The 21,362-nt window shown below is 71.9% G+C and carries 22 protein-coding genes and 1 pseudogene; 10 read left to right on the top strand and 13 right to left on the bottom strand.

Features of this window, described 5'->3' with window-relative positions; all coding sequences use genetic code 11:
• Positions 1-13: 13 nt before the first annotated feature.
• The 3 genes and pseudogenes from ispF to BS75_RS19260 all read right to left on the bottom strand — a co-directional run bounded on the left by ispF (position 14) and on the right by BS75_RS19260 (position 1,974).
• Positions 14-522: pseudogene (gene ispF, locus BS75_RS43430) on the bottom strand (2-C-methyl-D-erythritol 2,4-cyclodiphosphate synthase).
• Positions 512-1,246 (bottom strand): 2-C-methyl-D-erythritol 4-phosphate cytidylyltransferase, encoded by a 735-nt coding sequence (gene ispD, locus BS75_RS19255; protein WP_042437596.1) that lies wholly within the window; start codon positions 1,244-1,246, stop codon positions 512-514. The pseudogene ispF and the gene ispD overlap by 11 nt, the downstream one beginning before the upstream one ends.
• Before the next feature lie 245 nt (positions 1,247-1,491).
• A complete protein-coding gene (locus tag BS75_RS19260) occupies positions 1,492-1,974 on the bottom strand; it encodes a CarD family transcriptional regulator (RefSeq protein ID WP_030255707.1) in 483 nt (160 codons plus the stop codon).
• Positions 1,975-2,406: 432 nt separating this feature from the next.
• Here BS75_RS19260 and BS75_RS19265 point away from each other — a divergent pair, with 432 nt between their 5' ends.
• The gene (locus BS75_RS19265) at positions 2,407-3,015 is read left to right on the top strand and encodes a hypothetical protein (protein ID WP_034089140.1); all 609 of its coding nucleotides are present in this window, start codon (positions 2,407-2,409) and stop codon (positions 3,013-3,015) included.
• 100 nt (positions 3,016-3,115) lie between these two features.
• Here BS75_RS19265 and BS75_RS19270 read toward each other — a convergent pair whose 3' ends face one another.
• A complete protein-coding gene (locus tag BS75_RS19270) occupies positions 3,116-3,802 on the bottom strand; it encodes a response regulator transcription factor (RefSeq protein ID WP_034089141.1) in 687 nt (228 codons plus the stop codon).
• Complete coding sequence (locus tag BS75_RS19275) at positions 3,799-5,136, bottom strand: sensor histidine kinase (protein WP_081982442.1); 1,338 nt, start codon at positions 5,134-5,136, stop codon at positions 3,799-3,801. Before BS75_RS19275 ends, BS75_RS19270 begins: the two co-directional genes overlap by 4 nt.
• Positions 5,137-5,309: 173 nt before the next feature.
• On the opposite strand from BS75_RS19275, the gene phoU reads away from it, so the two are divergent.
• A complete protein-coding gene (gene phoU / locus BS75_RS19280) occupies positions 5,310-5,978 on the top strand; it encodes a phosphate signaling complex protein PhoU (protein ID WP_034089142.1) in 669 nt (222 codons plus the stop codon).
• A 460-nt stretch (positions 5,979-6,438) separates the two neighbouring features.
• Here the strand turns inward: phoU and BS75_RS19285 are convergent, their stop codons facing one another.
• Positions 6,439-7,200 (bottom strand): phosphoglyceromutase, encoded by a 762-nt coding sequence (locus tag BS75_RS19285; RefSeq protein WP_034089143.1) that lies wholly within the window; start codon positions 7,198-7,200, stop codon positions 6,439-6,441.
• Between the two features lie 117 nt (positions 7,201-7,317).
• Here BS75_RS19285 and BS75_RS19290 point away from each other — a divergent pair, with 117 nt between their 5' ends.
• The gene (locus tag BS75_RS19290; RefSeq protein WP_042437595.1) at positions 7,318-8,760 is read left to right on the top strand and encodes an MDR family MFS transporter; all 1,443 of its coding nucleotides are present in this window, start codon (positions 7,318-7,320) and stop codon (positions 8,758-8,760) included.
• 9 nt (positions 8,761-8,769) lie between these two features.
• Positions 8,770-10,053, top strand: a complete 1,284-nt coding sequence (locus BS75_RS19295; protein ID WP_042437593.1) for a GNAT family N-acetyltransferase — start codon at positions 8,770-8,772, stop codon at positions 10,051-10,053.
• 66 nt (positions 10,054-10,119) lie between these two features.
• Here the strand turns inward: BS75_RS19295 and BS75_RS19300 are convergent, their stop codons facing one another.
• The 5 genes from BS75_RS19300 to BS75_RS19320 form a co-directional block, all read right to left on the bottom strand.
• Positions 10,120-11,208, bottom strand: a complete 1,089-nt coding sequence (locus BS75_RS19300; protein ID WP_034089144.1) for a chitinase — start codon at positions 11,206-11,208, stop codon at positions 10,120-10,122.
• Positions 11,209-11,710: 502 nt separating this feature from the next.
• A complete protein-coding gene (locus BS75_RS19305; protein WP_152645781.1) occupies positions 11,711-11,953 on the bottom strand; it encodes a DUF6059 family protein in 243 nt (80 codons plus the stop codon).
• 129 nt (positions 11,954-12,082) lie between these two features.
• The gene (locus tag BS75_RS19310) at positions 12,083-13,033 is read right to left on the bottom strand and encodes a TetR/AcrR family transcriptional regulator (RefSeq protein ID WP_231607831.1); all 951 of its coding nucleotides are present in this window, start codon (positions 13,031-13,033) and stop codon (positions 12,083-12,085) included.
• Positions 13,034-13,043: 10 nt separating this feature from the next.
• The gene (locus tag BS75_RS45610; protein ID WP_063771466.1) at positions 13,044-13,616 is read right to left on the bottom strand and encodes a thiol-disulfide oxidoreductase DCC family protein; all 573 of its coding nucleotides are present in this window, start codon (positions 13,614-13,616) and stop codon (positions 13,044-13,046) included.
• Between the two features lie 44 nt (positions 13,617-13,660).
• The gene (locus BS75_RS19320) at positions 13,661-14,080 is read right to left on the bottom strand and encodes a hypothetical protein (protein ID WP_034089146.1); all 420 of its coding nucleotides are present in this window, start codon (positions 14,078-14,080) and stop codon (positions 13,661-13,663) included.
• Positions 14,081-14,243: 163 nt separating this feature from the next.
• On the opposite strand from BS75_RS19320, the gene BS75_RS19325 reads away from it, so the two are divergent.
• The 4 genes from BS75_RS19325 (at position 14,244) to BS75_RS19340 (ending at position 16,664) form a co-directional block, all read left to right on the top strand.
• Complete coding sequence (locus tag BS75_RS19325; protein WP_042437592.1) at positions 14,244-15,050, top strand: TetR/AcrR family transcriptional regulator; 807 nt, start codon at positions 14,244-14,246, stop codon at positions 15,048-15,050.
• Positions 15,051-15,146: 96 nt separating this feature from the next.
• Positions 15,147-15,566 (top strand): helix-turn-helix domain-containing protein, encoded by a 420-nt coding sequence (locus BS75_RS19330; RefSeq protein WP_034089147.1) that lies wholly within the window; start codon positions 15,147-15,149, stop codon positions 15,564-15,566.
• A 14-nt stretch (positions 15,567-15,580) separates the two neighbouring features.
• Positions 15,581-16,171, top strand: coding sequence for a hypothetical protein (locus BS75_RS19335; RefSeq protein ID WP_034089148.1), 591 nt, complete (start codon positions 15,581-15,583; stop codon positions 16,169-16,171).
• A 124-nt stretch (positions 16,172-16,295) separates the two neighbouring features.
• Entirely contained in the window at positions 16,296-16,664 is a 369-nt protein-coding gene (locus BS75_RS19340) for a DUF2516 family protein (RefSeq protein ID WP_174515048.1), read from the top strand.
• A gap of 28 nt (positions 16,665-16,692) precedes the next feature.
• On the opposite strand, the gene BS75_RS19345 is transcribed toward BS75_RS19340, so the two are convergent.
• Complete coding sequence (locus BS75_RS19345) at positions 16,693-18,054, bottom strand: PP2C family protein-serine/threonine phosphatase (protein WP_042437591.1); 1,362 nt, start codon at positions 18,052-18,054, stop codon at positions 16,693-16,695.
• A gap of 251 nt (positions 18,055-18,305) precedes the next feature.
• On the opposite strand from BS75_RS19345, the gene BS75_RS19350 reads away from it, so the two are divergent.
• Complete coding sequence (locus BS75_RS19350) at positions 18,306-18,890, top strand: O-acetyl-ADP-ribose deacetylase (RefSeq protein WP_034089149.1); 585 nt, start codon at positions 18,306-18,308, stop codon at positions 18,888-18,890.
• 18 nt (positions 18,891-18,908) lie between these two features.
• Here BS75_RS19350 and BS75_RS19355 read toward each other — a convergent pair whose 3' ends face one another.
• Entirely contained in the window at positions 18,909-19,784 is an 876-nt protein-coding gene (locus tag BS75_RS19355; RefSeq protein ID WP_042437590.1) for a methyltransferase domain-containing protein, read from the bottom strand.
• A gap of 270 nt (positions 19,785-20,054) precedes the next feature.
• On the opposite strand from BS75_RS19355, the gene BS75_RS19360 reads away from it, so the two are divergent.
• Positions 20,055-21,359 (top strand): glycosyltransferase, encoded by a 1,305-nt coding sequence (locus BS75_RS19360; protein WP_081982443.1) that lies wholly within the window; start codon positions 20,055-20,057, stop codon positions 21,357-21,359.
• The last annotated feature ends 3 nt before the right edge of the window (positions 21,360-21,362 follow it).

The following is a 21,362-nucleotide window of genomic DNA, read 5'->3' on the forward strand; positions in this document are numbered from 1 at the left end:
TGCCCAGTGCCCGTCAGTACACCAAGGCGGTGGCAATTGCGACGAGCCCCTCGGCGCGGCCGGTGAGGCCGAGCCCGTCGGAGGTGGTCCCGGCCACCGAGACGGGGCGCCCAGCGCCTCGGAGAGCACCGCCTGCGCCTCCTCGCGCCGCTTACCGATCTTTGGTCTGATGCCGATGACCTGCACCGCGACATTGCCGATCTCGAATCCGGCCGCCCGGACGATCCGTCCGGCCTCGGTCAGCAGCCGCACTCCGGAGGCGCCGGCCCACTCCGGGCGGTCGGTGCCGAAGTGCGTGCCGAGGTCGCCGACCCCGGCGGCGGAGAAAAGTGCGTCGCAGGCGGCATGGGCCACCACATCGCCGTCCGAGTGGCCGGCGAGGCCGTGCTCGTAGCCCTCCCAGCGCAGCCCGGCCACCCACAGCTCGCGCCCGGCCGCGAAGGCGTGGACGTCGGTGCCGATGCCGGTGCGCGGCAGCCGGAACTGCCTGCCGCCCGGGGGACCGTCGAGATCAGAAGTCATCCTGCGCCCTCCTCCGGGCCAGAACCGCCTCGGCCAGGACCAGGTCCAGCGGGCGGGTGACCTTGAAGGCCTCCTCGTGCCCGGGGACCACCACCACCTCGCCGCCGTAGTGCTCGACCAGGCCGGCGTCGTCGGTGGCGTCCAGGGCGTCAGCGAGCGCCCGGTCGTGGACCTGCTGCAGCAGCTCGCGGCGGAAGCCCTGCGGCGTCTGCACCGCGCGCAGCGTGGAGCGGTCCGGGGTGCCCAGCACCGGCTCCGGCCGTCCGGGCCCGGAGGCCGGGCCGACCAGCTTGACCGTGTCCGCCAGCGGGACGCCGGGGACGACCGCGCCGGCCCCCTCCGCGACCGCGCGGGCGACCGCGTCCACCACGTCCACCGGGACCAGCGGGCGGGCGGCGTCGTGCACCAGCACCACGTCCACCTGCGGCGGCAGCGCGGCCAGGCCGAGCCGGACCGACTCCTGCCGGGTGGCGCCGCCGGCGACCACCTTGATGTCGGGCCCGTCCGCGCCCTCCGGGCGGGCGCCGTCCAGCAGCGCGCGCACCTGGGCGACGCCGTCGGACGGGGCGACCACGACGACCAGCGTCACGGCACGGGAGCGGGCGAGCGCGCGGACGGCGTGGACCAGCAGCGGGACGCCGCCGAGTTCACGCAGGGCCTTGGGGGCGCCCGGGCCCAGTCGCTCGCCCCGGCCTGCGGCGGGGACCACTGCTGCGGCGTTCAGGGTTTTGTTCCTTCAACGAAGTGGGTATGGCCAAGTCGTGCCGGGCCTAGCGCCTTCCGTGGAGCTCGACCCTGCTCGTCCCGGCACACTATCGGTCGCCGCCAGGCGACGTCGTCGTAACCGCCGCGCGGCAGGGAGTCCGGCCGGGAGTCCAGATACCGCGCTGCCCCGGTACCCACCGCGGGAACGGTGGATATCGGGGCAGGCGGGCAGGCAGTGCGCACTGCGTCGGACGAGATTGCTCCTCAGGAGGCAAGAACCTCGTCGAGCAGCGTCTCGGCCTTGTCCTCGTTGGTGTTCTCGGCGAGTGCCAGCTCACTCACCAGAATCTGCCTGGCCTTCGCCAGCATCCGCTTCTCACCGGCGGACAGACCGCGCTCGCGCTCACGCCGCCAAAGGTCGCGCACAACCTCCGCGACCTTGATAACGTCGCCCGAGGCGAGCTTTTCCAGGTTCGCCTTGTATCGGCGGGACCAGTTGGTGGGCTCTTCGGTGTACGGTGCCCGCAGGACCTCGAAGACCCGGTCCAACCCATCCTGACCGACCACGTCGCGCACGCCCACAAACTCGGCGTTCTCTGCAGGCACGCGCAGCGTCAGGTCACCCTGCTGCACCTTCAGCACCAGGTAGGTCTTGTCCACACCTTTGATCTGGCGAATCTCGATTGCTTCGATCAGTGCGGCCCCGTGATGGGGGTAGACCACGGTGTCGCCAACCTTGAACGTCATGTGACAGGTACCCCTTCCGTGGCTTTCCAGAATAACACGGGTTCAGCCATATCCGAAGGGCGTTTTCGCAGGTCAGAGCCAGTCTCAGGGCTTGACAACCACCCCTGTCGCGTGCTGCGACCCCAGTTCGAGAAGGGCTTCTCGCAGGTCGGAGCGGTTGCGAACGAACGCGGAACCGCCCGGAACGCCGGTGATGATCTACCCGGCAGGCCGCAACCATATCGTTATCTGATCTTCCATCGAACGCTATTTCCCTCACCCAGGCGGCGCACGCCTGTCAACCGCGCGCCGGGGCAGCCCGCTCGCGCGCCGTCCCTACGCCGTCAGTGGAGGGACCGCGACACGGGGCTCCCCCGTGTGGAGCGGATAAGGAGCATCGGTAACCTGAACGCGGCCAACCCACCGAATACCGTCCAAGGAGAAGCCTCCGCCGTGAGCCGCAGTCTTCGTCGCGGCGCAGTCGCCGCCCTCATCATCGCGACCGCCCCCATCCTCGCTGCCTGCTCCGCGGGGTCCGGAGCAGCGACGCTCCAGGTCAAGCCCGATGCGGCCGCGACCTCCATCGGTAAGACGCTGAAGCTCAACGGCATCAGCCTGATCGCGGCAACCGACGGCACCTCCGTGGCCAACGTGACCGCCAACATCGCCAACGCCAACAACCTGCCCGAGACGCTGCAGTCGGTGTCGGTCGACGGCACCCCGACCGCGCTCAGCGGCCCCGCCGTCATCCCGGCCGGCGGCTCGCTGATGCTCGGCGGCCCGGGCCAGGTCACCGCCCGCGCCGCCAGCATCTCCGAGCGCCCCGGCCAGAACGCGACGGTGACCTTCACCTTCGCCGGCGCCGGCTCGGTCACCGTCCAGGCGCTGGTCAACGCGGGCACCGGCGAGTACGCCTCCTACGCCCCGACCGCCGCGCCGGTCCTGTCGGCCACGCCCAGCGCGACCGCGAGCAGCACCGCCAAGGCGTCCGACAAGGGCACCGACAAGGCGACGGGCAAGCCGAGCGACAAGGCCACCCCGACCGGTTCCAGCACCTCCTGACCCGGGCGGGTGAACGGCGGAGCCCCCGGAAGGATCACCTTCCGGGGGCTCCGTGCTGCCGTTCCGACGCCGAGCCGGGCAACCGGCCGGGCCGGGCGGTTTACGGCTCGAACTTGTATCCGAGGCCACGGACCGTGACCAGGAAGCGCGGCGCGCCCGGGTCCGGCTCGATCTTGGCCCGCAGCCGCTTCACGTGGACGTCCAGGGTCTTGGTGTCGCCGACGTAGTCCGCGCCCCAGACCCGGTCGATCAGCTGCATCCGGGTGAGCACCCGGCCCGCGTTCCGGAGCAGCATCTCCAGCAGGTCGAACTCCTTGAGCGGCAGGTCGACCTTGGCGCCGTCCACGGTGACGACGTGGCGGTCGACGTCCATCCGGACCGGTCCGGCCTCCAGCGCGCCGGGCCCGCCGTCGACGGCCTCCGGCTCGCCCCGGCGGCGGAGCACCGCGCGGATCCGGGCGACCAGCTCACGGGTGGAATAGGGCTTGGTCACATAGTCGTCGGCGCCTATCTCCAGGCCGACAACCTTGTCGATCTCGCTGTCCTTGGCCGTGACCATGATCACGGGGACGCTGGACTTGGCCCGCAGCTGGCGGCAGACCTCGGTGCCGGGCAGGCCGGGCAGCATGAGGTCGAGCAGGACCAGGTCGGCGCCGTTGCGCTCGAACTGGTCCAGCGCGTCCGGGCCGGTGGCGGCGATGGCCACCTCGAAGCCCTCCTTGCGGAGCATGTAGGAAAGGGCATCGCTGAAGGACTCTTCGTCTTCGACGACGAGGACACGGGTCACGGCTGGACCTCCGGGGCAGGCAGGTTGGTGGTGAGCGGTTCGGGGTCGTCGGCGTCGACGTGGTGCACGGCGTCGCCGTCGGGCGTGTCGACCTCAGACGTGTCGACCACTGACATGTCGACGGCGTGCGGGTCGGACTGCGGGTGGTCACTGGGTTCGATGGCCGACCGTTCGGCCTGGCGGGCGACGGGCAGGCGCAGGGTGAAGGTCGAGCCCTGTCCCTCGACGCTCCACACCGAGACGGTGCCGCCGTGGGATGCGGCGACGTGCTTGACGATGGACAGACCGAGGCCGGTGCCACCGGTGGCGCGGGACCGGGCCGGATCGACCCGGTAGAAGCGCTCGAAGATCCGCTCGCGGTCCTTCTCGGAGATGCCGGTGCCCTGGTCGGTGACCGATATCTCCACCACGTCGTTCTTCTTCCCCGGCACCTTGCGGGCGGCGATCGCGACGCGGGTGCGGGCGGGGCTGTAGTTGACGGCGTTCTCGACCAGGTTGCCGAGCGCCGCGGCCAGCTGGCCGCGGTTGCCGTGGAGGTGGAGGCCGGCGATCCCGCCGGCCGCCATGACGATCTGCTTGGCCGCGGCCTGGTGGCGGCAGCGGTCCATCGCCTCGGCGACCAGTTCGTCCACCGGGACGGGTTCCGGGTCCACCAGGCGGTCGTCGTCCTGGACCCGGGAGAGCTCGATGATCTCCTGGACCAGGCTGGTGAGCCGGGTGGCCTCGATGAGCATACGTCCGGCGAACCGCCGGACCGCCTCGGGATCGTCGCTGGCGTCCTGCACGGCCTCGCTCAGCAGCGACAGCGCGCCGACCGGGGTCTTCAGCTCGTGCGAGACGTTGGCGACGAAGTCGCGGCGGACCGCCTCGATCCGCCGGGCCTCGGTGAGGTCCTCGACCAGCACCAGCACCAGCCGCGAGCCGAGCGGGGCGACCCGCACGGACACGGCGAGCGCGTCGCTGCCGGCCTTGCCTCCGGGGCGGCGCGGGATCTCCAGGTCCGCCTGTCGTATCTCGCCGTCGCGCCGGGTGAGCCGGGCCATGGCGAGCATGGCGTCCACGGCGATGGCTCCGCCGCGGACCAGTCCCAGCGCGTAGGCGGCGGAGCTGGCCTTGATCACCTGGTCGCTGTCGTCGAGAACGACGGCGCACGAGCGCAGCACGGACAGTACGGTGTCCACACCTGGGGGCAGTTCCGGCTCGGGCTGCTGCTCGACGCGCTTGGCCGGCTTCCGGCGCTCCTTCTCGCTCCAGCGGAAGGAGAGCGCGGCGGCGAGGCCGACCCCGAGCCCAGCGATCGCGCTCGCAGCGGCTTCGGCCACGTTCAGATCCATATGTTCAGCGTAAGCGCACGACGGTGACCTGCTGTAACCCCTGAAGCAGGGCATCAGCCCCCGGTCGCCGAGAATTCACCTCGACGTCGGGTCGGGTTCACTCCCGCTGAGCGGCGGGGACGCCCGGACGGCTCAAGGTTAGGAACAACAGGACCCAGCAGGAGGATGCGAAGATGCGTGACGCGTACCACGAGGAACTCGACTCGATCGGTGACGGCCTGATCGAGATGGCCCGGCTGGTCGGATCCGCGATGGGCCGCGCGACCACGGCCCTGCTCGACGCCGACCTCCAGCTCGCCGAGAGCGTCATCGCGGCGGACGAGAAGGTCGACAACCTGCACCACGAGCTGGAGAACCGGGCCATCGCGCTGCTCGCCCGCCAGCAGCCGGTCGCCACCGACCTGCGCATCGTCGTCACCTCCCTGCGGATGAGCGCCGACCTGGAGCGCTCCGGCGACCTGGCCCGGCACGTCGCCAAGCTGGCCCGGCTGCGCTACCCGCACTCGGCGGTCCCCGCCGACCTGCACCCGATCGTCCTGGAGATGGGCCAGCTCGCCCAGCGCCTGGTCGCCAAGGCCGGACTGGTCATCTCCTCCAAGGACGTGGACGCCGCCCTGGAGCTGGAGCGCGACGACGACGCGATGGACGAGCTGCACCGCCAGCTCTTCTCGCACCTGCTGGACGACCGCTGGCAGCACGGCATCGAGACGGCCGTGGACGTGACCCTCTGCGGTCGCTACTACGAGCGCTTCGCCGACCATGCCGTCTCGGTCGCCAAGCGCGTGGTCTACCTGGTCACCGGCGAGCACGCGGACGAGTTCGTGCCGGAGGTCGGGAAGTAGCGCCGCGCCGGGGTCAGGACCGGGGCCGAGTGGGTCGCGAGCCGGGTCCGGGCCGGTTCCCGGCCCCGGGGGCGCGCATGTGCGCGGGCGCGCTGGGCGCTCACAGCACGCCTCCGCACGCCCGTTGACGGTCCGTCACGGCGGAGTTTGACTGAGGTGTAGGCACCGCCTGAAGGAGGGTCCGCATGACTCAGACTCCGAGCCCGTCCACCCCGTCGAAGGCCACCCCGACCGAAACCGCCCCGGAGACCGTCCTTCGGATGCCACTGCCGCTGCTCGCCGCCTGCGGCTGTGGATCCGGCTGCGGCTGCGGCTGTCAGTCCGGGGGCTCCTGCCGCTGCGGCGGGGGCTGCTGCCACTGAGCCGGCAGCCGAACGCCGAACGCGAGAGGCCGGGTCCGCTCCCCTCGGGGGTGCGGACCCGGCCTCTCGTTGTCGTGCGCGGGGCACGATCGCGTGGGCTACTTCTTCTTGCCCTGGTTGGCGACCGCCTCGGCGGCGACCTTGGCGGCCTCCGGGTCGAGGTAGCGTCCGCCCTTGGTGATCGGCTGGAAGTCGGCGTCCAGCTCGTAGAGCAGCGGGATGCCGGTGGGGATGTTCAGCCCGGCGATGTCCTCGTCGGAGATCCCGTCCAGGTGCTTGACCAGCGCGCGCAGCGAGTTGCCGTGCGCCGTCACCAGCACCGTGCGGCCGTCCGCGAGGTCCGGGACGATCGAGTCGTACCAGTAGGGCAGCATCCGCTCGACGACGTCCTTGAGGCACTCCGTCCGCGGCCGGACGTCGGCGGGGAGCTGGGCGTAGCGGAGGTCGTGCGCCTGCGAGTACTCGGCGTCGTCGGCGAGCGGGGGCGGCGGGGTGTCGTAGGAACGGCGCCAGAGCATGAACTGCTCCTCGCCGAACTCGGCCAGGGTCTGTGCCTTGTCCTTGCCCTGGAGCGCACCGTAGTGACGCTCGTTCAGACGCCAGGAGCGGTGGACCGGGATCCAGTGGCGGTCGGCCCGGTCCAGGGCGATCTGCGCGGTGCGGATGGCGCGGCGCAGCAGCGAGGTGTGCAGGACATCGGGGAGCAGGCCCTCGGCGGCGAGGAGCTCGCCGCCGCGCAGGGCCTCCTTCTCACCCTTGGCGTTGAGGTCGACATCGACCCAACCGGTGAAGAGGTTCTTCTCGTTCCACTGGCTCTCGCCGTGGCGGAGCAGGACAAGACGGTAGGGAGCATCAGCCATGACCAGAAGCCTAATGGAGGAGCAGAACCGGTGGCGTGTCGGTCCGACGGCTGAGTAATCTATGTCATGCCCACGTGACACTTACATCTGCCGCATCTGCCGCTCAGGGAGAACCACGTGCCCCAATCGCCCGCGCCTCGGCCGGCTTCCCCTTCCTGGCTTCGGGCAACGGCGCGGGAGACCGTCGGCGGGCTGCCGTCGACCTTCTGGTGGCTCTGGACGAGCACGTTGGTGAACCGGCTCGGCGGCTTCGTGGTCACCTTCCTGGCGTTGTACCTGACGGTGGACCGGGGCCTGTCCCCGGCCTTCGCCGGCCTGGTCGCCTCGCTCTACGGACTGGGCGGCAGCGTCGCCTCCGTCGCCGGCGGGGTGCTCGCGGACCGGATCGGCCGGCGCCCGACGCTGCTGGTGTCCCAGTCGAGCGCCGCCGCCGGAACCATGGTGCTGGGATTCGTCCACCCGCCGTGGGCGATCGCGGTCACCGCCGCGCTGCTGGGCTTCGCCGCCAACGCCTCCCGCCCGGCCGTGTCCGCGATCATGGCGGACCTGGTCCCGGCCGAGGACCGGGTGCGGGCCTACTCGCTCAACTACTGGGCCTTCAACATGGGCGCGGCCTTCTCGGCGGCGGTGGCCGGTCTGATCGCGGCCCACGGCTACCTGCTGCTCTTCGTCGGCGACTCCGCCACCACGCTGCTCTGCGCGCTGGTGGTCTTCGCCCGCGTCCCGGAGACCCGGCCGGAGCTGCGGCCCGGGACCGCTTCGTCCGGGGGGACGGAGAAGTCCGGGGGGACGGAGAAGTCCGGGGAGACCGGCGGGAGCGGGAAGAAGTCCGCCGCCGCGTCCCACGACCGGCCCGGCATCGGCTCGGTGCTGCGCAACCGGGTCTTCATGGCCCTCGTCGGCCTCACCTTCCTGCTGGCCTTCATCAACTACCAGGGCCTGGTCGCACTGCCGATCACCATGGGCCGCGAGGGCTACTCCGCCGCCGACTACGGACTGGTCGTCAGCCTCAACGGCGTGCTCATCGTGCTGCTGCAGATCCCGGTGACCCGCTTCGCCAAGGGGCGCAACCGCACCGCCATGCTGACCGCCGCCGCGCTGCTCACCGGCTGCGGCTTCGGGCTGGCGGCGTTCGCCGGATCCGTCTGGTTCTACGCCTTCACGGTCAGCATCTGGACCGCCGGCGAAATGCTCGCCGTCCCGGCCAACTCGGCCCTGGTCGCGGAGCTCTCCCCGATCCACTCCCGCGGCCGGTACCAGGGCGCGTACTCGCTGGCCTGGTCCGGCGCCTCCTTCCTGGCCCCGATGACGGCCGGCTTCCTGATCACCGCCTCCGGCGGCGACGCGGTCTGGCTGAGCTGCACCGTGCTCGGCGTGCTCACCGCCGCCGGATACGTACGGCTGCTGCGCGGCCGGATCCCGGAGGCGGCCGGGGCCGCCCCGCAGCGGCCGGCCGAGCCGGTGCCCGCGGCGGTGCCCGCGGCGGTGCCCGCACCGGCCTCCCCGGAGCCCGACTCGATCAAGAAAAATCCAGGTGCCACCCTCGGCACACCCTCGTAGGGTGCGTCTATGGCGACAGTGACGACACCCAGCGGATCCAGCGACGGCATCGAGATCAGGACGGTCCAGGAGGCGGAACTCGCCGACTGGGGGCGGGCGGTCAGCAGCGGCTTCATGGAGGCCAAGGGCGACGGCGCGCCGGAGTTCCGCAGTGCCCAGTTCGATCCGGGTCGCACCCTGGGCGCCTACGACCGGGGGCGCTGTGTCGGCACCTTCCGCAGCATGGCACGGGAGCTCACGGTCCCCGGCGGCGCGACGCTGACCAGCGACGCCGTCACCAACGTCACCGTCGCCGCCACCCACCGCCGGCGCGGCCTGCTCACCCGGATGATGACCCAGGACCTCGCCACCGCCGTGGAGCGCGGCGACAGCCTCGCCATCCTCATCGCCGCCGAGTACCGGATCTACGGCCGCTACGGCTTCGGCCCGTCCACCGCGCACCGGGGCTACCTGATCGACAAGCTCCGCGCGGGCAGTGTCCGCGTGCCGGCCGAGGCCGAGGAGGGCAGCTTCGAACTGCTCACCGTCGAGGAGTGGCGCAAGTACGGGCCCGAGCTGCACGACCGCTTCCGCCTCACCCAGCCCGGCGCGATCAACCGACGCCCCGTCAACTGGCGGCTGCGGACCGGTGACCTGAAGGGCCCCGGGTCCGACTGGAAGGAGCCGCTGATCGTGCTCCACCGCGACCGGTTCGGCCGCCCCGCCGGGCTGCTCACCTACAAGGTCGTCGACGAGTGGCCGAACATGGTCACCAAGTGCGAGCTCAAGGTCACCGACCACATCGCCGTCGACCGCGCCGCCTCGGCCGCGCTCTGGCGCTATGCGCTGAGCGTCGACTGGATCGACCGGGTCCGGATCGAGAACATCGCCCCGGACGACCCGCTGCCGCTGCTCCTGGACGACCCCCGGGCCTGCGTGGACGGCGGCGACAGCAGCAACGACTTCATGTGGCTGCGCGTCCTGGACGCTCCCAAGGCCTTCTCCGCCCGCACCTACGCCGCCCCCGGCCGGGTCGTGCTCCAGGTCACCGACCGACTCGGCCATGTCGACGGGCGCTTCGCCGTCGAGGCGGCGGCGGACGGGACCGGACAGTGCGTCCGCGTCGGCCATGCGGGCGAGCCGGCGGACGTGGCGCTGGACGCGAGCGCTCTCGGCACGCTCTACCTGAGCAGCGACTCCCCCGCCCGCCTGCACGCGGCCGGGCTGATCGACGAGCTCCGCCCCGGCGGCGTCGCCCGTCTCGGCTCGCTGCTGCACACCGACTTCCGCCCCTGGTGCCCGGACGGCTTCTGATGCGCCGTCGGCCGGGCTGCTTGGGCAGCCCGGCCGACGCTCACTGGAGTCCGCTGACCGTGGGACCTACTTGTGGCCCCAGTTGTCGATGACGCCGAAGGGCTCGAAGGCGTGGCTGAACTGCCAGGTGTTCTGCGCGACACCCGAGCAGTCACCGGCCCCGCCGGTGCCGACGCAGCCGCCGTTGTCCCGCTGGAGCGCCCAGAAGGAGAGCGTGTTGATCTTCTTCGAGGCGGCCCACTTCTCCACCGTCGCCGCGTTGGCGGTGGTGAAGGTCTCGTCCGCGCCGTAGTCGTCGATGCCCGGCATCTCGGTGACGCCGATCATGCCCCAGACACCGGCCGAGCCCTTGTCCGGGTAGAGCGCGGAGAGCTGGGTGTGGACCGCGTTCGCCGCGCTGATCGAGTCGGCCGCCATGTCGTGGACGTAGGCGCCGTCGTAGTAGTCGAAGGTCATCACGTTGACGACGCCGACATGGGCGTGGTTGGCGATGGCGTTCTGCAGCACCGCAAGGGTGTTGGCGAGCAGGCCGTTGAAGGTGGTCGGCATGGTGTAGGAGAACTGCAGGCTGTGGCCGGTCTTCTGGGCCCAGTGCTCGGCCAGCGCGACCGCCTTGTTGCGGCGGTCGATCCCGGCGGTGTTGGACAGCGAGTCGGCCTCGATGTCGAGGTCGATCCGGGTCACGTGGTAGGTGGTGACCAGGCTCTCGTAGACCGCCGCGATCGCCTTGACGTTGGTGCAGCTGTCCGCGATGTCGGTGTTGGTGGTGTCCGCGCCGTAACCGCCGAAGGAGGGGATGACGTTCCCGCCGGCGGCCTGGATCGCGGCGATGTCCGAACCGAAGCTGGACGAGGCGATCGGCGTGGTGGTGTCGCCGTTCCAGTACGCGGTACAGGAACCGGGCGCCGCCGTCTGCAGGAAGGCCATCGTCAGGTACTTGTTGCCGGACTGCGCGGCGGTCGCGGCAGGGCTGCCGGCCATCCACGACTCGTAGTACGGGGCGACGACGCGCGAGGGCATCGGGCGGTTCGCACCGGATGCCTGGTGCTGCACCGCGGCCTGCGCGCCACCGCTCCCGAGCATCACCATGCCGGCGGCGACGGCCGCCGTGGTCAGGCCGGTCAGCACGGCACGAGCGGATCCGGATCGGTTCATCGGGACTCCCAGAGAGTACGAAGCACGGATGGGGTGAGAAGCAGGCGAGAAGATGCGGGGAAGCAGGGCCTGCGCGACATCCAGTGCGACATCCGTCCCGGCGCGACCACTTCGCGGGACAGTATTTGGACTAGACCAATTGACTGTCAAGGGTCCTGACCGATCATTGGTTCCGCGAATCGGACATCCGCCCGCAGCTCACCGGATATGGGTGCGGCTGCGGGGGATTCGTCCGATCAGTCGGTACCGCGGCAGATATGGGGTTCGGCATCGGCCTCGTCGGCCTCCTCCACCCAACGGGCTCCTGCCGCGCTCGGCGGCTGTGCGTTCGGCGGCTGGGCACTCCAGGTCAGCGCATCCCGGGGGCGGCCGTTCGAGGGTTGTGGGTTCCGCGGCTGCGCCCGGTGGACTTGTTGGTCGATCATCTGTTCCTCCGTCACTCCTCATCGGCTTCGTGCGTCGGCACCGGCCGTGCGCGTCGCGGGATTCCGGCCGCGCCCCGTCACTCGGTGTCGCGGTTCCAGGGGCGGGCGCGCCGCCCCATCACCCGCTCCAGCTCCATCAGCTGTGCCAGCTCCAGTTCCAACTGGAGCTCCAGCAGGGTCAGCGGCAGATCGGGGCACAGCCGCTCGGGGTGTCCCGGCGGCAGGCCCGAACCGGTCGGCAGCTGGGCCAGGGCCTCCGCGCCGACGTACAGCGCGCCCATGGTGATCAGCGACCGCCCGACCGGCCGCAACAACCACACGACGAGCCCTCCCGCCCTGCGCAGACCGCCCATCCCCCGACCTCCATCGCCGACCCGTCCGGTGTGGGGCTCAGGATGTGAGCACCCTCTTGAGTCCGGCTCGGGCGTCGGCAGCGTCCCGCTAGGGGCTCAGCTGCGGCGCCTGCGCTTCCCGGCGGGTGCGGCCGGGGCGGTGCCGCCGGCGGTGCCGGCCGCGGTCTCCCCCGCGCCGGTCCTGCCGGTAGCGGTCTTGCCGATGGTGGGCAGGACGAAGTCCTTGATCATGTCCACCGCGTCGCGGACCAGGGGGCGGAAGACGCGGTAGCGGGAGAGGGCGACGATCTTGGCGACGAAGGGGGCGCAGCGCTTGACGAAGGCGCGGGTGCGCTCGGTGTCCTCGGTGCGGTCGAAGACCCAGTACAGGACGACCACCATCAGGTGCAGCCAGAGCAGGTCCGGGAGCAGTTCCTCCAGCTCCGGATCGAGCTTGGGACCGAGGTTGGAGCCGTCCAGGACCTCGCGGAAGATCTGCACCGCCGTGGCCCGGGCCGGGTGCGACTCGTTGGAGAACGGGCTGAGCGCACTGTTCGGGTCGGCCGCCGTACGGAAGAACTGGGCCGCGAACTCGTGGTAGTCGGCGGCGCAGTCCACCCAGGACTCCAGCGCGATCTGCAACCGCTCGGCGAAGTCGGTCCGCCCCGCCATCCGCGCCCGCGCGTCGACCGCGTGCTCGTGCGTCATCCGGTCGTAGAACCCCTGGATGAGGAACTCTTTGCCGTCGAAGTAGTAGTAGGCGTTCCCGACGGAGACGCCCGCCTCGGCGGCGATGGCCCGCATGGTGGTCTTGTCGTAGCCGCGCTCCTGGAAGAGCCGCATCGCGGTCTCCAGGATCAGCGCCCGGGTCTGCTCGCTCTTGGCGGTCTTCGCCGAGGGCTCGTGGGGCGCTGCCACCGCAGGCGGCTGCCCGTCGCCGGAGCTGAGCGGCTCCGGCGACGGGCTCCCGGGGCCGACGGGCTTGTCCTTCGGCCCCCGCCGCGAGCCCTTCGGCGCGGGTTCGGGTGCGTGGGTACCGGAGTGCTCGGTCGGCTCGGCGTCGTTCACGTCACTGAGGCTATCCGGGCGGCGCAGCACAGTGCTCGCCGCAGGGCGCGTCCGCCGGCGCCGACGGCTGCGGAGCGCCGGTCGGCGTCCAGGCCCGGCCGTTCCAGGTCCACGGCCCCGACAGGGTGGAGGGCGACGTCCGACCGGCTGTCCCCTGTGCAGTCGGTCGGACGGACGCCTTCGTTCCCCGAGGGGCAGCGCTCGCGCCCTTCGAAGCCTCCCGCCACTTCGCGGCGGCCAGCACCGCGCTCCGGGCGAACCGGGCCCCGGCCGGAGTGCTGAGCCGGTGGGACATCGCCCGGTGGCGCTTGAGTGCCCACAGGCACACCACCCAGGCCTCGGCTGCCTCGTACACCTCACCGCCGTCGCTGATGACGGTGATCTCACGAAGCGTTCGGGCATGGTCGAGCCCCGGGTAGCGCTGTTCTGCCCGCTCGGATCCGGCTGCGACGAACTCCAGCGGAACGAGCTGCCACTGCCGTTCCAACCAGCCGCGGACATGGCGGCAGAGCGGGCAGGCGGCGTCGTACAGCACGGTCAGTGACCTGATCGCGCCGTCGGTCGAACCCTCTTCCAGAATCATGGCCTCCCCCTCCGACAATCGACCCGACACGGTCGCCCCCCGCCTCAGCCCTGCGGGAGCGGCGGCGCCATCGGCGTGAGGCCGCGCGGCTGGACCGGCGGGCGCTGCTCGCCGTCCATCAGCCCGCGCCGACGGATCCGGTTGAGCACGAAGACGTTGCACAGGTGCAGGACGCCGAGGACCAGGAGCACCGTGCCGACCTTGGTGGACAGCGCGGTGAAGATCGTCCGGACGCTGTCGACGTGGCTGTCGCCGCTGCGCAGCCAGAGGCTGACGAAGCCCAGGTTCACCAGGTAGAAGCCGACCACCAGCAGGTGGCTGACCGAGTCCGCGAGCCTTTCGTTGCCCTTGAAGACGTCGGCCAGGAAGACGTTTCCGCTGCGGCTGAGGGTGCGGGCCACCCAGACCGTGAGCCCGATGCTCAACGCCAGGTAGATGACGTAGGTGACGACCGTGAGGTCCATGCTTCCACTCCTCGTGGAGAGTTTTGAACGCGTTCAGTTTCTGCGTCGAACAGGACTCTAGACTCGTTTTTGAACATGTTCAAGTGCCCCTCGGGCAGCCACTGTGTAGCCTCTACGCAGTAGGACCGGGCGGAGGTCCCGGCCGGAGCGAGAGGCGGCCACCGTGAGCGAGCAGAGCGCGCCGACCCCACCTGCGGCGACCCCACCTGCGGCGCCCGCACTGCCGGCCAGCCTCGCGGCGGCCTGGGGCCTGCGCGAGCGACCGACCAAGGGCCCCAAGCGCACCCTGAGCCTCGAACGGATCGTCGAAGCCGCCGTCCGGGTCGCCGCCGAGGAGGGCCTGCCGGCCGTCTCCATCGGACGGGTGGCCAAGGAGCTCGGCTCCTCGCCGATGTCGCTCTACCGCTACTTCGCCACCAAGGACGAGCTGCTGGCGCTGATGGTCGACGCCGCCTACGGCCGGCCGGTCCCGCCCCCGGCGGTGGTCGACGGCGCCGCCGAGGGATGGCGGGCCGGGCTCGCCCGCTGGGCGACCTCCGCCCGGGCCCGGCTCCACGCCAACCCGTGGGCACTCTCCATCCCGGTCTCCGGGCCGCCGATGACGCCCAACCAGATGTACTGGCTGGAGGACGGACTGGTCTCGCTGCGCGGCACCGGCCTCGCCGAACAGGAGAAGCTCTCGGTCATCCTGCTGATCAGCGGCTACGTCCGGAACGACGCCAAGCTCGCGGCCGACATGGGCGCCGGCATCGCCGCGGCCGTGGCCGCCGGCGCGACCGTGCAGGAGGCGCTCGACTCCTACGGCGCGACCCTGGCACTGCTGATCGACCCGCAGCGGCTGCCCAACGTCCACGCGGCGATCACCGCCGGCGCGCTCTCGGACGACGACGCCCTGGAAGGCGAGTTCACCTTCGGCCTCGACCGCATCCTGGACGGCGTCGAGGTGCTGATCCGGCAGCGCTCGGCCTGACCCGCGAACGCCGGGGCCCACCGGGCCCGGCACGACACGCCACAGTTGCAAGCAACGTGCTTGCAATTGTTAGCACCGCAGGTGCAGAGTGGGGGCATGGCCTCACTGAACGTCGGCTCCCTCGGCGAGTACATCCGGGAGCAGCGGCGGCACGCGCAGTACTCGCTGCGTCAGCTCGCCGATGCCGCAGGTGTGTCCAACCCGTACCTCAGCCAGATCGAGCGCGGGTTGCGCAAGCCCAGTGCGGAGATCCTGCAGCAGATCGCCAAGGCGCTGCGGATCTCGGCGGAGACGCTCTACGTGCAGGCGGGGATTCTCGACGAGCGCGAGGAGGCCGGCCTGGAACTCCGGGCGGCGATCTTCGCGGACTCGCTCATCAACGAGCGGCAGAAGCAGGTGCTGCTCGCGGTCTACGACTCCTTCCTCAAGGAGAACGAGGGCACGAGGCTCTCGCCGGAGCAGGGGCAGGAACGCGGGACCAGTGACAGCAGCACGACTCAGGTTGACTCCGACTAAGGGGAGGAACTCCCATGCCCATCACCGATGACCTGCGCAAGACGCTCTCGGACCCGACTCCGTTCTACGCCCTCGCGGGCGTCGGCGATCTCGCCGTCGAGAAGCTCCGCGAGGTGCCCGAGCGGGCGGCGGCCATCGCGGCCGACCGCAAGGGCGCGCAGGAGAAGGCCACCGCCCGGCTGCACGAGGCCGGCGCCCGGCTGACCGAGGCCCAGGCCAAGGTGGCCGAGAGCGTCAGCACCCTGCCGACCGACCTCAAGTCGCTGCAGGAGAAGGCCCAGGGTCTGGCGCTGCAGTCGGTCGGCCGCGCCGCCGAGCTCGCCGTGAAGGCCCGCGAGGTGTACGACGAGCTGGCCGAGCGCGGCAAGGTGGTCGTGGACCGCCAGCGCAAGGAAGGCGCCGAGCAGGTCGCCGAGCTCGACGCCGGGGCCAGGGCCGAGTCGAAGGCCGACGCCTTCGCGGCCGAGGTCGACCGGATCGAGGCCGACCTCGACACGGCGGACGAGCCGGCGGCCGACGAGCCCGCCGCCGCGCCCCAGGCCGAGGCCGCGCCGAAGCCGGCCGCCAAGCGCACGACCACCCGCAAGAGCACGCCGAAGGCCTGAAGCACGCAGCAGGGGGACGCGTCGGGCACACCCGGCGCGTCCCAGGCGTTTCCGCTACAGGAAAGCGCCTGCATGGGACGATGCCCCTGACACACGTCCGTGGTTATGGGCCGAGGGAGAGACGATGTACCAGCAACTGGCCGTCAGCGGCATCCTGGTCGACGGTTTCAGCAACGTCGTTTCCTGGCTCATGATCGCTGTACTGCTCTTCGAGGCTTTCACCTTCGTGGACGTCATCTTCCGGCGCGCGGACGCCTTCGTCGCCGCGGACAAGCAGACCAAGCCGTTCTGGCTGATCATCCTCGGGCTGGCCGTGGCGGTGTCGCTGATTCCGCTCGGCCTGCTCAGCACCATGCTGGCGCTGGCCGGGCTGGTCGCGGCGATCGTCTACATGGTCGACGTCCGCCCGCGGATCCGGGCGATCACCCCGGCGCGCAAGGGCAAGGGCAAGCAGGGCGACCGCAACCACATGGGCCCGTACGGACCCTGGTAGCCGGCGGTCCCCCGCGCCGGCCCTGCCGCTACGGCGTCGGGAGCACGGTCGACGGCACCGACGACGGCGGGCGGCTGAGCAGGAGCACGGCGACGTCGTCGGCCAGCGCGCCGCCGTTCAGGTCCTCGACCTCGGACATGGCCGTGTCGATCAGCAACTCGTCGCGCAGCCCGCTCTGCTGGTGGTCGGCGACCATGCCGATCAGGCCCTCCTGCCCGAGCCGCCGGGTGCCCGCCCCTATCCGGCCCTCGATCAGCCCGTCGGTGTAGAGCATCAGGCTCCACTCCTCGCCCAGCCGGACCTTGTGCGGCGGCCACTGCTCGGTCTCGGCCGGGCCGAGCAGCGGCAGCAGGCCCAGGGCCGGGCCGCCGTTGTCGTAGGGCAGCAGCTCCGGGTGGCGGAACTCGCGGAGCAGCAGCGGCGCCGGGTGCCCGGCGAGGTGGAGCTCGGCGTGCTCCCCGTCCGGCTCGATGGCGAGCATGCACAGGGTGGCGAAGATCTCCTCGCTGCGGCGCTCGTGCTCCAGCACCCGCTGGAGCGTGCCGAGCAGGGCCTCGCCGGTGAGGCCGGCGAAGACCAGGGTGCGCCAGGCGATCCGCAGCGCGACGCCGAGCGCGGCCTCGTCCGGGCCGTGGCCGCAGACGTCGCCGATGACCACGTGGACCGTGCCGTCGCCGGTGCGGACGGCGTCGTAGAAGTCGCCGCCGAGCAGCGCGCGGCGGCGGCCGGGCCGGTAGCGGGCGTGGAAGGTCAGCCCGGAGCCATCGAGCAGCGGGGTGGGCAGCAGGTGCCGCTGCAGCCGGGCGTTCTCCTGGCCGCGCAGCTCGGCCTCGACCAGTCGGCGCTGGGACTCGTCCGCACGCTTGCGTTCGACGGCGTAGCGGACCGCGCGGGTGAGCAGCCGTCCGTCCATCTCCTGCTTGACCAGGAAGTCCTGGGCGCCTGCGGCGACCGCCGCCGCGCCGAGGAAGACGTCGGCGGTGCCGGTGACGGCCAGCACGGCGGTGCGCGGGGCCCGGCGCAGCAGCCGCCGCAGCCCGTCAAGCCCGCCGCCGCCGTCCGGGAGTTCCAGGTCGAGCAGGATGCAGGCGGTGTCCGGGGTGAGCAGCGCCTCGGCCTGGTCCAGGCTCTGCGCCGAGCGGATCCGGACGTCGGTGCCGACCTCGGCGAGCAGGTTGCGGACGGTCTCGGCGTACTCGGGGTCCTCGTCGATGAGGAGGACCTGGAGCGCACCGGTGGAACCCGGGAAGGGCGTGACGAAGTGGGCCACGGCGGCCGGCTCGACCGGGACCGAAGCCTTGGCGGGGGCACGGGAGACTCGCGGGCGCGGTATCGGCATACTGCTGGGCGCGCTCGACTGCTGCTCGTGCGCGCTCTCGGTGGCGGGCATCAGCGGTACCTCCCTCTCCCCGGCTGTGCAACGGACGGGCGACGGTTGCAGTGCCCATCCGACACCATGTTCCTGGGGCTTTCCCGTGACCCTAACGTGATCTCCACAACCCCTCCGCACGGCACGTGACTCCAACGGGGTGATCGGGCGGATCGGTCATGACCTGGGAAGGATCCGGGAGCGCGGCACAAATCCCGGTGCGGGCGCGGCACCCGGACCGATAGCGTGCGTCCCGTCGGGAGGAGTACGTGATGGAGATCACTTTTGTTCAGGGTGACATCACCGAGCAGCAGGTGGACGCGGTGGTGAATGCCGCCAACTCCTCGCTGCTGGGCGGTGGAGGGGTGGACGGGGCGATCCACCGCCGGGGCGGACCGGAGATCCTCGCCGACTGCCGGGCGCTGCGGGCCGGCCACTACGGCCGGGGGCTGGCCACCGGGCAGGCGGTGGCCACGACCGCCGGACGGCTCCCGGCGCGCTGGGTGATCCACACCGTCGGCCCGGTCCACGCCGCGGGCGATCCCGGCCGGGCCGCCCTGCTCGCCTCCTGCTATCGCGAATCGCTGCGGACCGCCCGGGAGCTGGGCGCCCGGACGGTGGCCCTGCCGGCCGTGTCCACCGGGATCTACGGCTGGCCGCCGCACGACGCGGCGCGGATCGCGCTGCGCGCGGTACTGGCGGAGCGGGGCGGAGCGGCCGGGCGGGGCGGAGCGGCCGGGCAGGGCGGGCTGGTCGAGGTGCGGTTCGTGCTGTTCGACGCGGTGACGTACGCGGCGTTCCGAGAGGCGTGGGACGAGCTGGGCGAGGGGGCGGGCCATGGGTCAATGGTGGACTGAAGGGGCGTCAAAGCACCATCAGATTCGATAACTCGTTCGAGTGAAGTTCGAGGGTGCAACCGCGTCCCAACGCACCGTCAACTCCCCCAGCCGCCAACGGCCGGGACCGCCCAGCACCGGCCAGTCCGCGGCGACCGTCCGCGCCGCCGCGATCCAGCGCTGCCGGGCGCCGAAGTCCGCGTAGGGGGCGGCGGCGGCCCAGGCGCGGTCGAGGTCGCGCAGGAAGGCCTGCACCGGCTCGCCCGGGACATTGCGGTGGATCAGCGCCTTGGGCAGCCGTTCCGCCAGCTCCGAGGGCCGGGCCAGGCCGCCCAGCCGGGCCGCGAAGGTCACCGTGCGCGGACCCGAACGGTCCAGCGCCACCCACACCTGGCGGCGGCCGATCTCGTCGCAGGTGCCCTCGACCAGCAGGCCGCCCGGCGCCAGCCGACTGCACAGCAGCGCCCAGGCGTCCGCCACCTGCCCCTCGTCGTACTGGCGCAGCACGTTCGCGGCCCGGATCAGCAGCGCGCCCGCACCGGCGTCGGCCCCGTCCAGCGGCACCTCGAAGCCGCCCCGGCGGAAGCTGAGTCCGGGCGGGCGGGCATGGCGCTGGGCGACCGCGACCCGCTCCGGCTCGATCTCGATGCCGACCACCCGGACGTCTGCGCGCACCGCCGCCAGTCGCTGGTGCAGTTCCACCGCCGTCCACGGTGCGGCCCCGTAGCCGAGGTCCACCGCGACCGGCGCGGCCACGGCCCGACGCAGCGCCGGGGCCAGTTCCGCGGCGATCCAGCGGTCCATCCGCCGCAATCGGTTGGGGTTGGTGGTGCCACGGGTCACCGCGCCCACGGGGCGGCCCGGACGGGCCGAGCGGTTGCGGGAGCGGGCGCCGCCGCTGTTGCTGTCGAGCACGGTCGGCAGCCTACGCGGTCCGGCATCGATGCAGGTCAGGGCGGGTCCTACCAGGTCATGGACCGGAGTGGGAATTGACCGGCGCCGACGCCTGTTGCAGATGGGTTGAAGGGTCGTGCCGCGGCATCAGTCCGGCAGGACCGGCGGCAGGACCACGGCAGAGGTTCGACACGACCCCGGCAGCGCCGCCGGGCAAGGGCCGGGCCCGGACAGCGTTCCCAACCCCGTTAGTGAGGACGAGCGGTGCCCCAGCAGCCATCCCGCATCGCCATGCTCAGCGTGCACACCTCCCCCCTGCACCAGCCGGGAACCGGCGACGCGGGCGGGATGAACGTGTACATCGTGGAACTCTCCCGGCGCCTCGCCGACCTCGGCATCGAGGTCGAGGTGTTCACCCGCACCACCTCCTCCGACCTGCCGCCCACCGTGGAGCTCGCTCCGGGCGTACTGGTCCGGCACGTCACCGCCGGGCCGTTCGAGGGGCTGCTCAAGGAGGACCTGCCGGCCCAGCTCTGCGCCTTCACCCACGGCGTGCTGCGGGCCGAGGCCGGCCAGCGGCCGGGCCACTACGACCTGGTCCACTCCCACTACTGGCTGTCCGGCCAGGTCGGCTGGCTGGCCGCGGAGCGCTGGGGCGTGCCGCTGGTCCACACCATGCACACCATGGCCAAGGTCAAGAACGCCTCGCTCGCCGTCGGCGACACCGCCGAGCCGGCCGCCAGGATCATCGGCGAGACCCAGGTCGTCGCCGCGTCCGACCGGTTGATCGCCAACACCGTCGAGGAGGCCGACCAGCTGGTCCGGCACTACGACGCCCGGCCCGACCAGCTCGCGGTCGTCCACCCCGGGGTGAACCTCGACGTCTTCCGCCCCGCGACGGCGTCACCGACCGGTGCCGTCGGGGACGCCCTCAGCCATCCGACCCGGCCCCGCCCCGAGGCCGAGGACGAGGCCCGCCGTCGCATCCGGGCCCGGCTCGGACTGCCGCTGGACGCGACCGTGCTGCTGTTCGCCGGACGCATACAGCCCCTCAAGGCCCCGGACGTGCTCCTGCACGCGGTGGCCGAACTGCTCGACCGCGACCCCTCGCTGCGCGAGCGGCTGGTCGTCCCGATCGTCGGCGGCCCCAGCGGCAGCGGCCTCGCCCGGCCCGAGAGCCTGCACAAGCTCGCCGCCCAGCTCGGCGTCTGCGACGTGGTCCGGTTCCAGCCGCCGGTCGGGCAGGCCGAGCTCGCCGACTGGTACCGGGCCGCAACGGCCCTGGTCATGCCCTCGCACAGCGAGTCCTTCGGGCTGGTGGCGCTGGAGGCGCAGGCCTGCGGCACCCCCGTGGTCGCGGCGGCCGTCGGCGGCCTGCCGGTCGCGGTGCGCGACGGGGAGACCGGATTCCTGGTAAACGGCCACGATCCGCGCGACTGGGCGACGACCCTGCGCCGACTGGTCGACGATCCCGCGCTCGCCGCCCGGATGGGCGCCGCGGCCGCCGTCCACGCCCGCGACTTCGGCTGGGCCGGAGCCGCAGCGGCCACCGCCGACGTCTACGCCCGGTCGATCCGCGTGGGCGCCGAGCGCTGACGG

The organism is Streptacidiphilus albus JL83 (assembly GCF_000744705.1).
GTDB classification, from domain to species: Bacteria; Actinomycetota; Actinomycetes; order Streptomycetales; family Streptomycetaceae; genus Streptacidiphilus; species Streptacidiphilus albus.

Coding starts and splice junctions, on each gene's coding strand:
- phoU (WP_034089142.1), top strand. CDS start 5,310: ATGCGTGACGCGTACCACGAGGAACTCGACTCGATCGGTGACGGCCTG.
- BS75_RS45610 (WP_063771466.1), bottom strand. CDS start 13,616: ATGATTCTGGAAGAGGGTTCGACCGACGGCGCGATCAGGTCACTGACC.
- BS75_RS19340 (WP_174515048.1), top strand. CDS start 16,296: ATGTACCAGCAACTGGCCGTCAGCGGCATCCTGGTCGACGGTTTCAGC.
- BS75_RS19300 (WP_034089144.1), bottom strand. CDS start 11,208: ATGAACCGATCCGGATCCGCTCGTGCCGTGCTGACCGGCCTGACCACG.
- BS75_RS19360 (WP_081982443.1), top strand. CDS start 20,055: ATGCTCAGCGTGCACACCTCCCCCCTGCACCAGCCGGGAACCGGCGAC.
- BS75_RS19275 (WP_081982442.1), bottom strand. CDS start 5,136: ATGGATCTGAACGTGGCCGAAGCCGCTGCGAGCGCGATCGCTGGGCTC.
- BS75_RS19295 (WP_042437593.1), top strand. CDS start 8,770: ATGGCGACAGTGACGACACCCAGCGGATCCAGCGACGGCATCGAGATC.
- BS75_RS19335 (WP_034089148.1), top strand. CDS start 15,581: ATGCCCATCACCGATGACCTGCGCAAGACGCTCTCGGACCCGACTCCG.
- BS75_RS19285 (WP_034089143.1), bottom strand. CDS start 7,200: ATGGCTGATGCTCCCTACCGTCTTGTCCTGCTCCGCCACGGCGAGAGC.
- BS75_RS19320 (WP_034089146.1), bottom strand. CDS start 14,080: ATGGACCTCACGGTCGTCACCTACGTCATCTACCTGGCGTTGAGCATC.
- BS75_RS19330 (WP_034089147.1), top strand. CDS start 15,147: ATGGCCTCACTGAACGTCGGCTCCCTCGGCGAGTACATCCGGGAGCAG.
- BS75_RS19350 (WP_034089149.1), top strand. CDS start 18,306: ATGGAGATCACTTTTGTTCAGGGTGACATCACCGAGCAGCAGGTGGAC.
- BS75_RS19260 (WP_030255707.1), bottom strand. CDS start 1,974: ATGACGTTCAAGGTTGGCGACACCGTGGTCTACCCCCATCACGGGGCC.
- BS75_RS19345 (WP_042437591.1), bottom strand. CDS start 18,054: ATGCCCGCCACCGAGAGCGCGCACGAGCAGCAGTCGAGCGCGCCCAGC.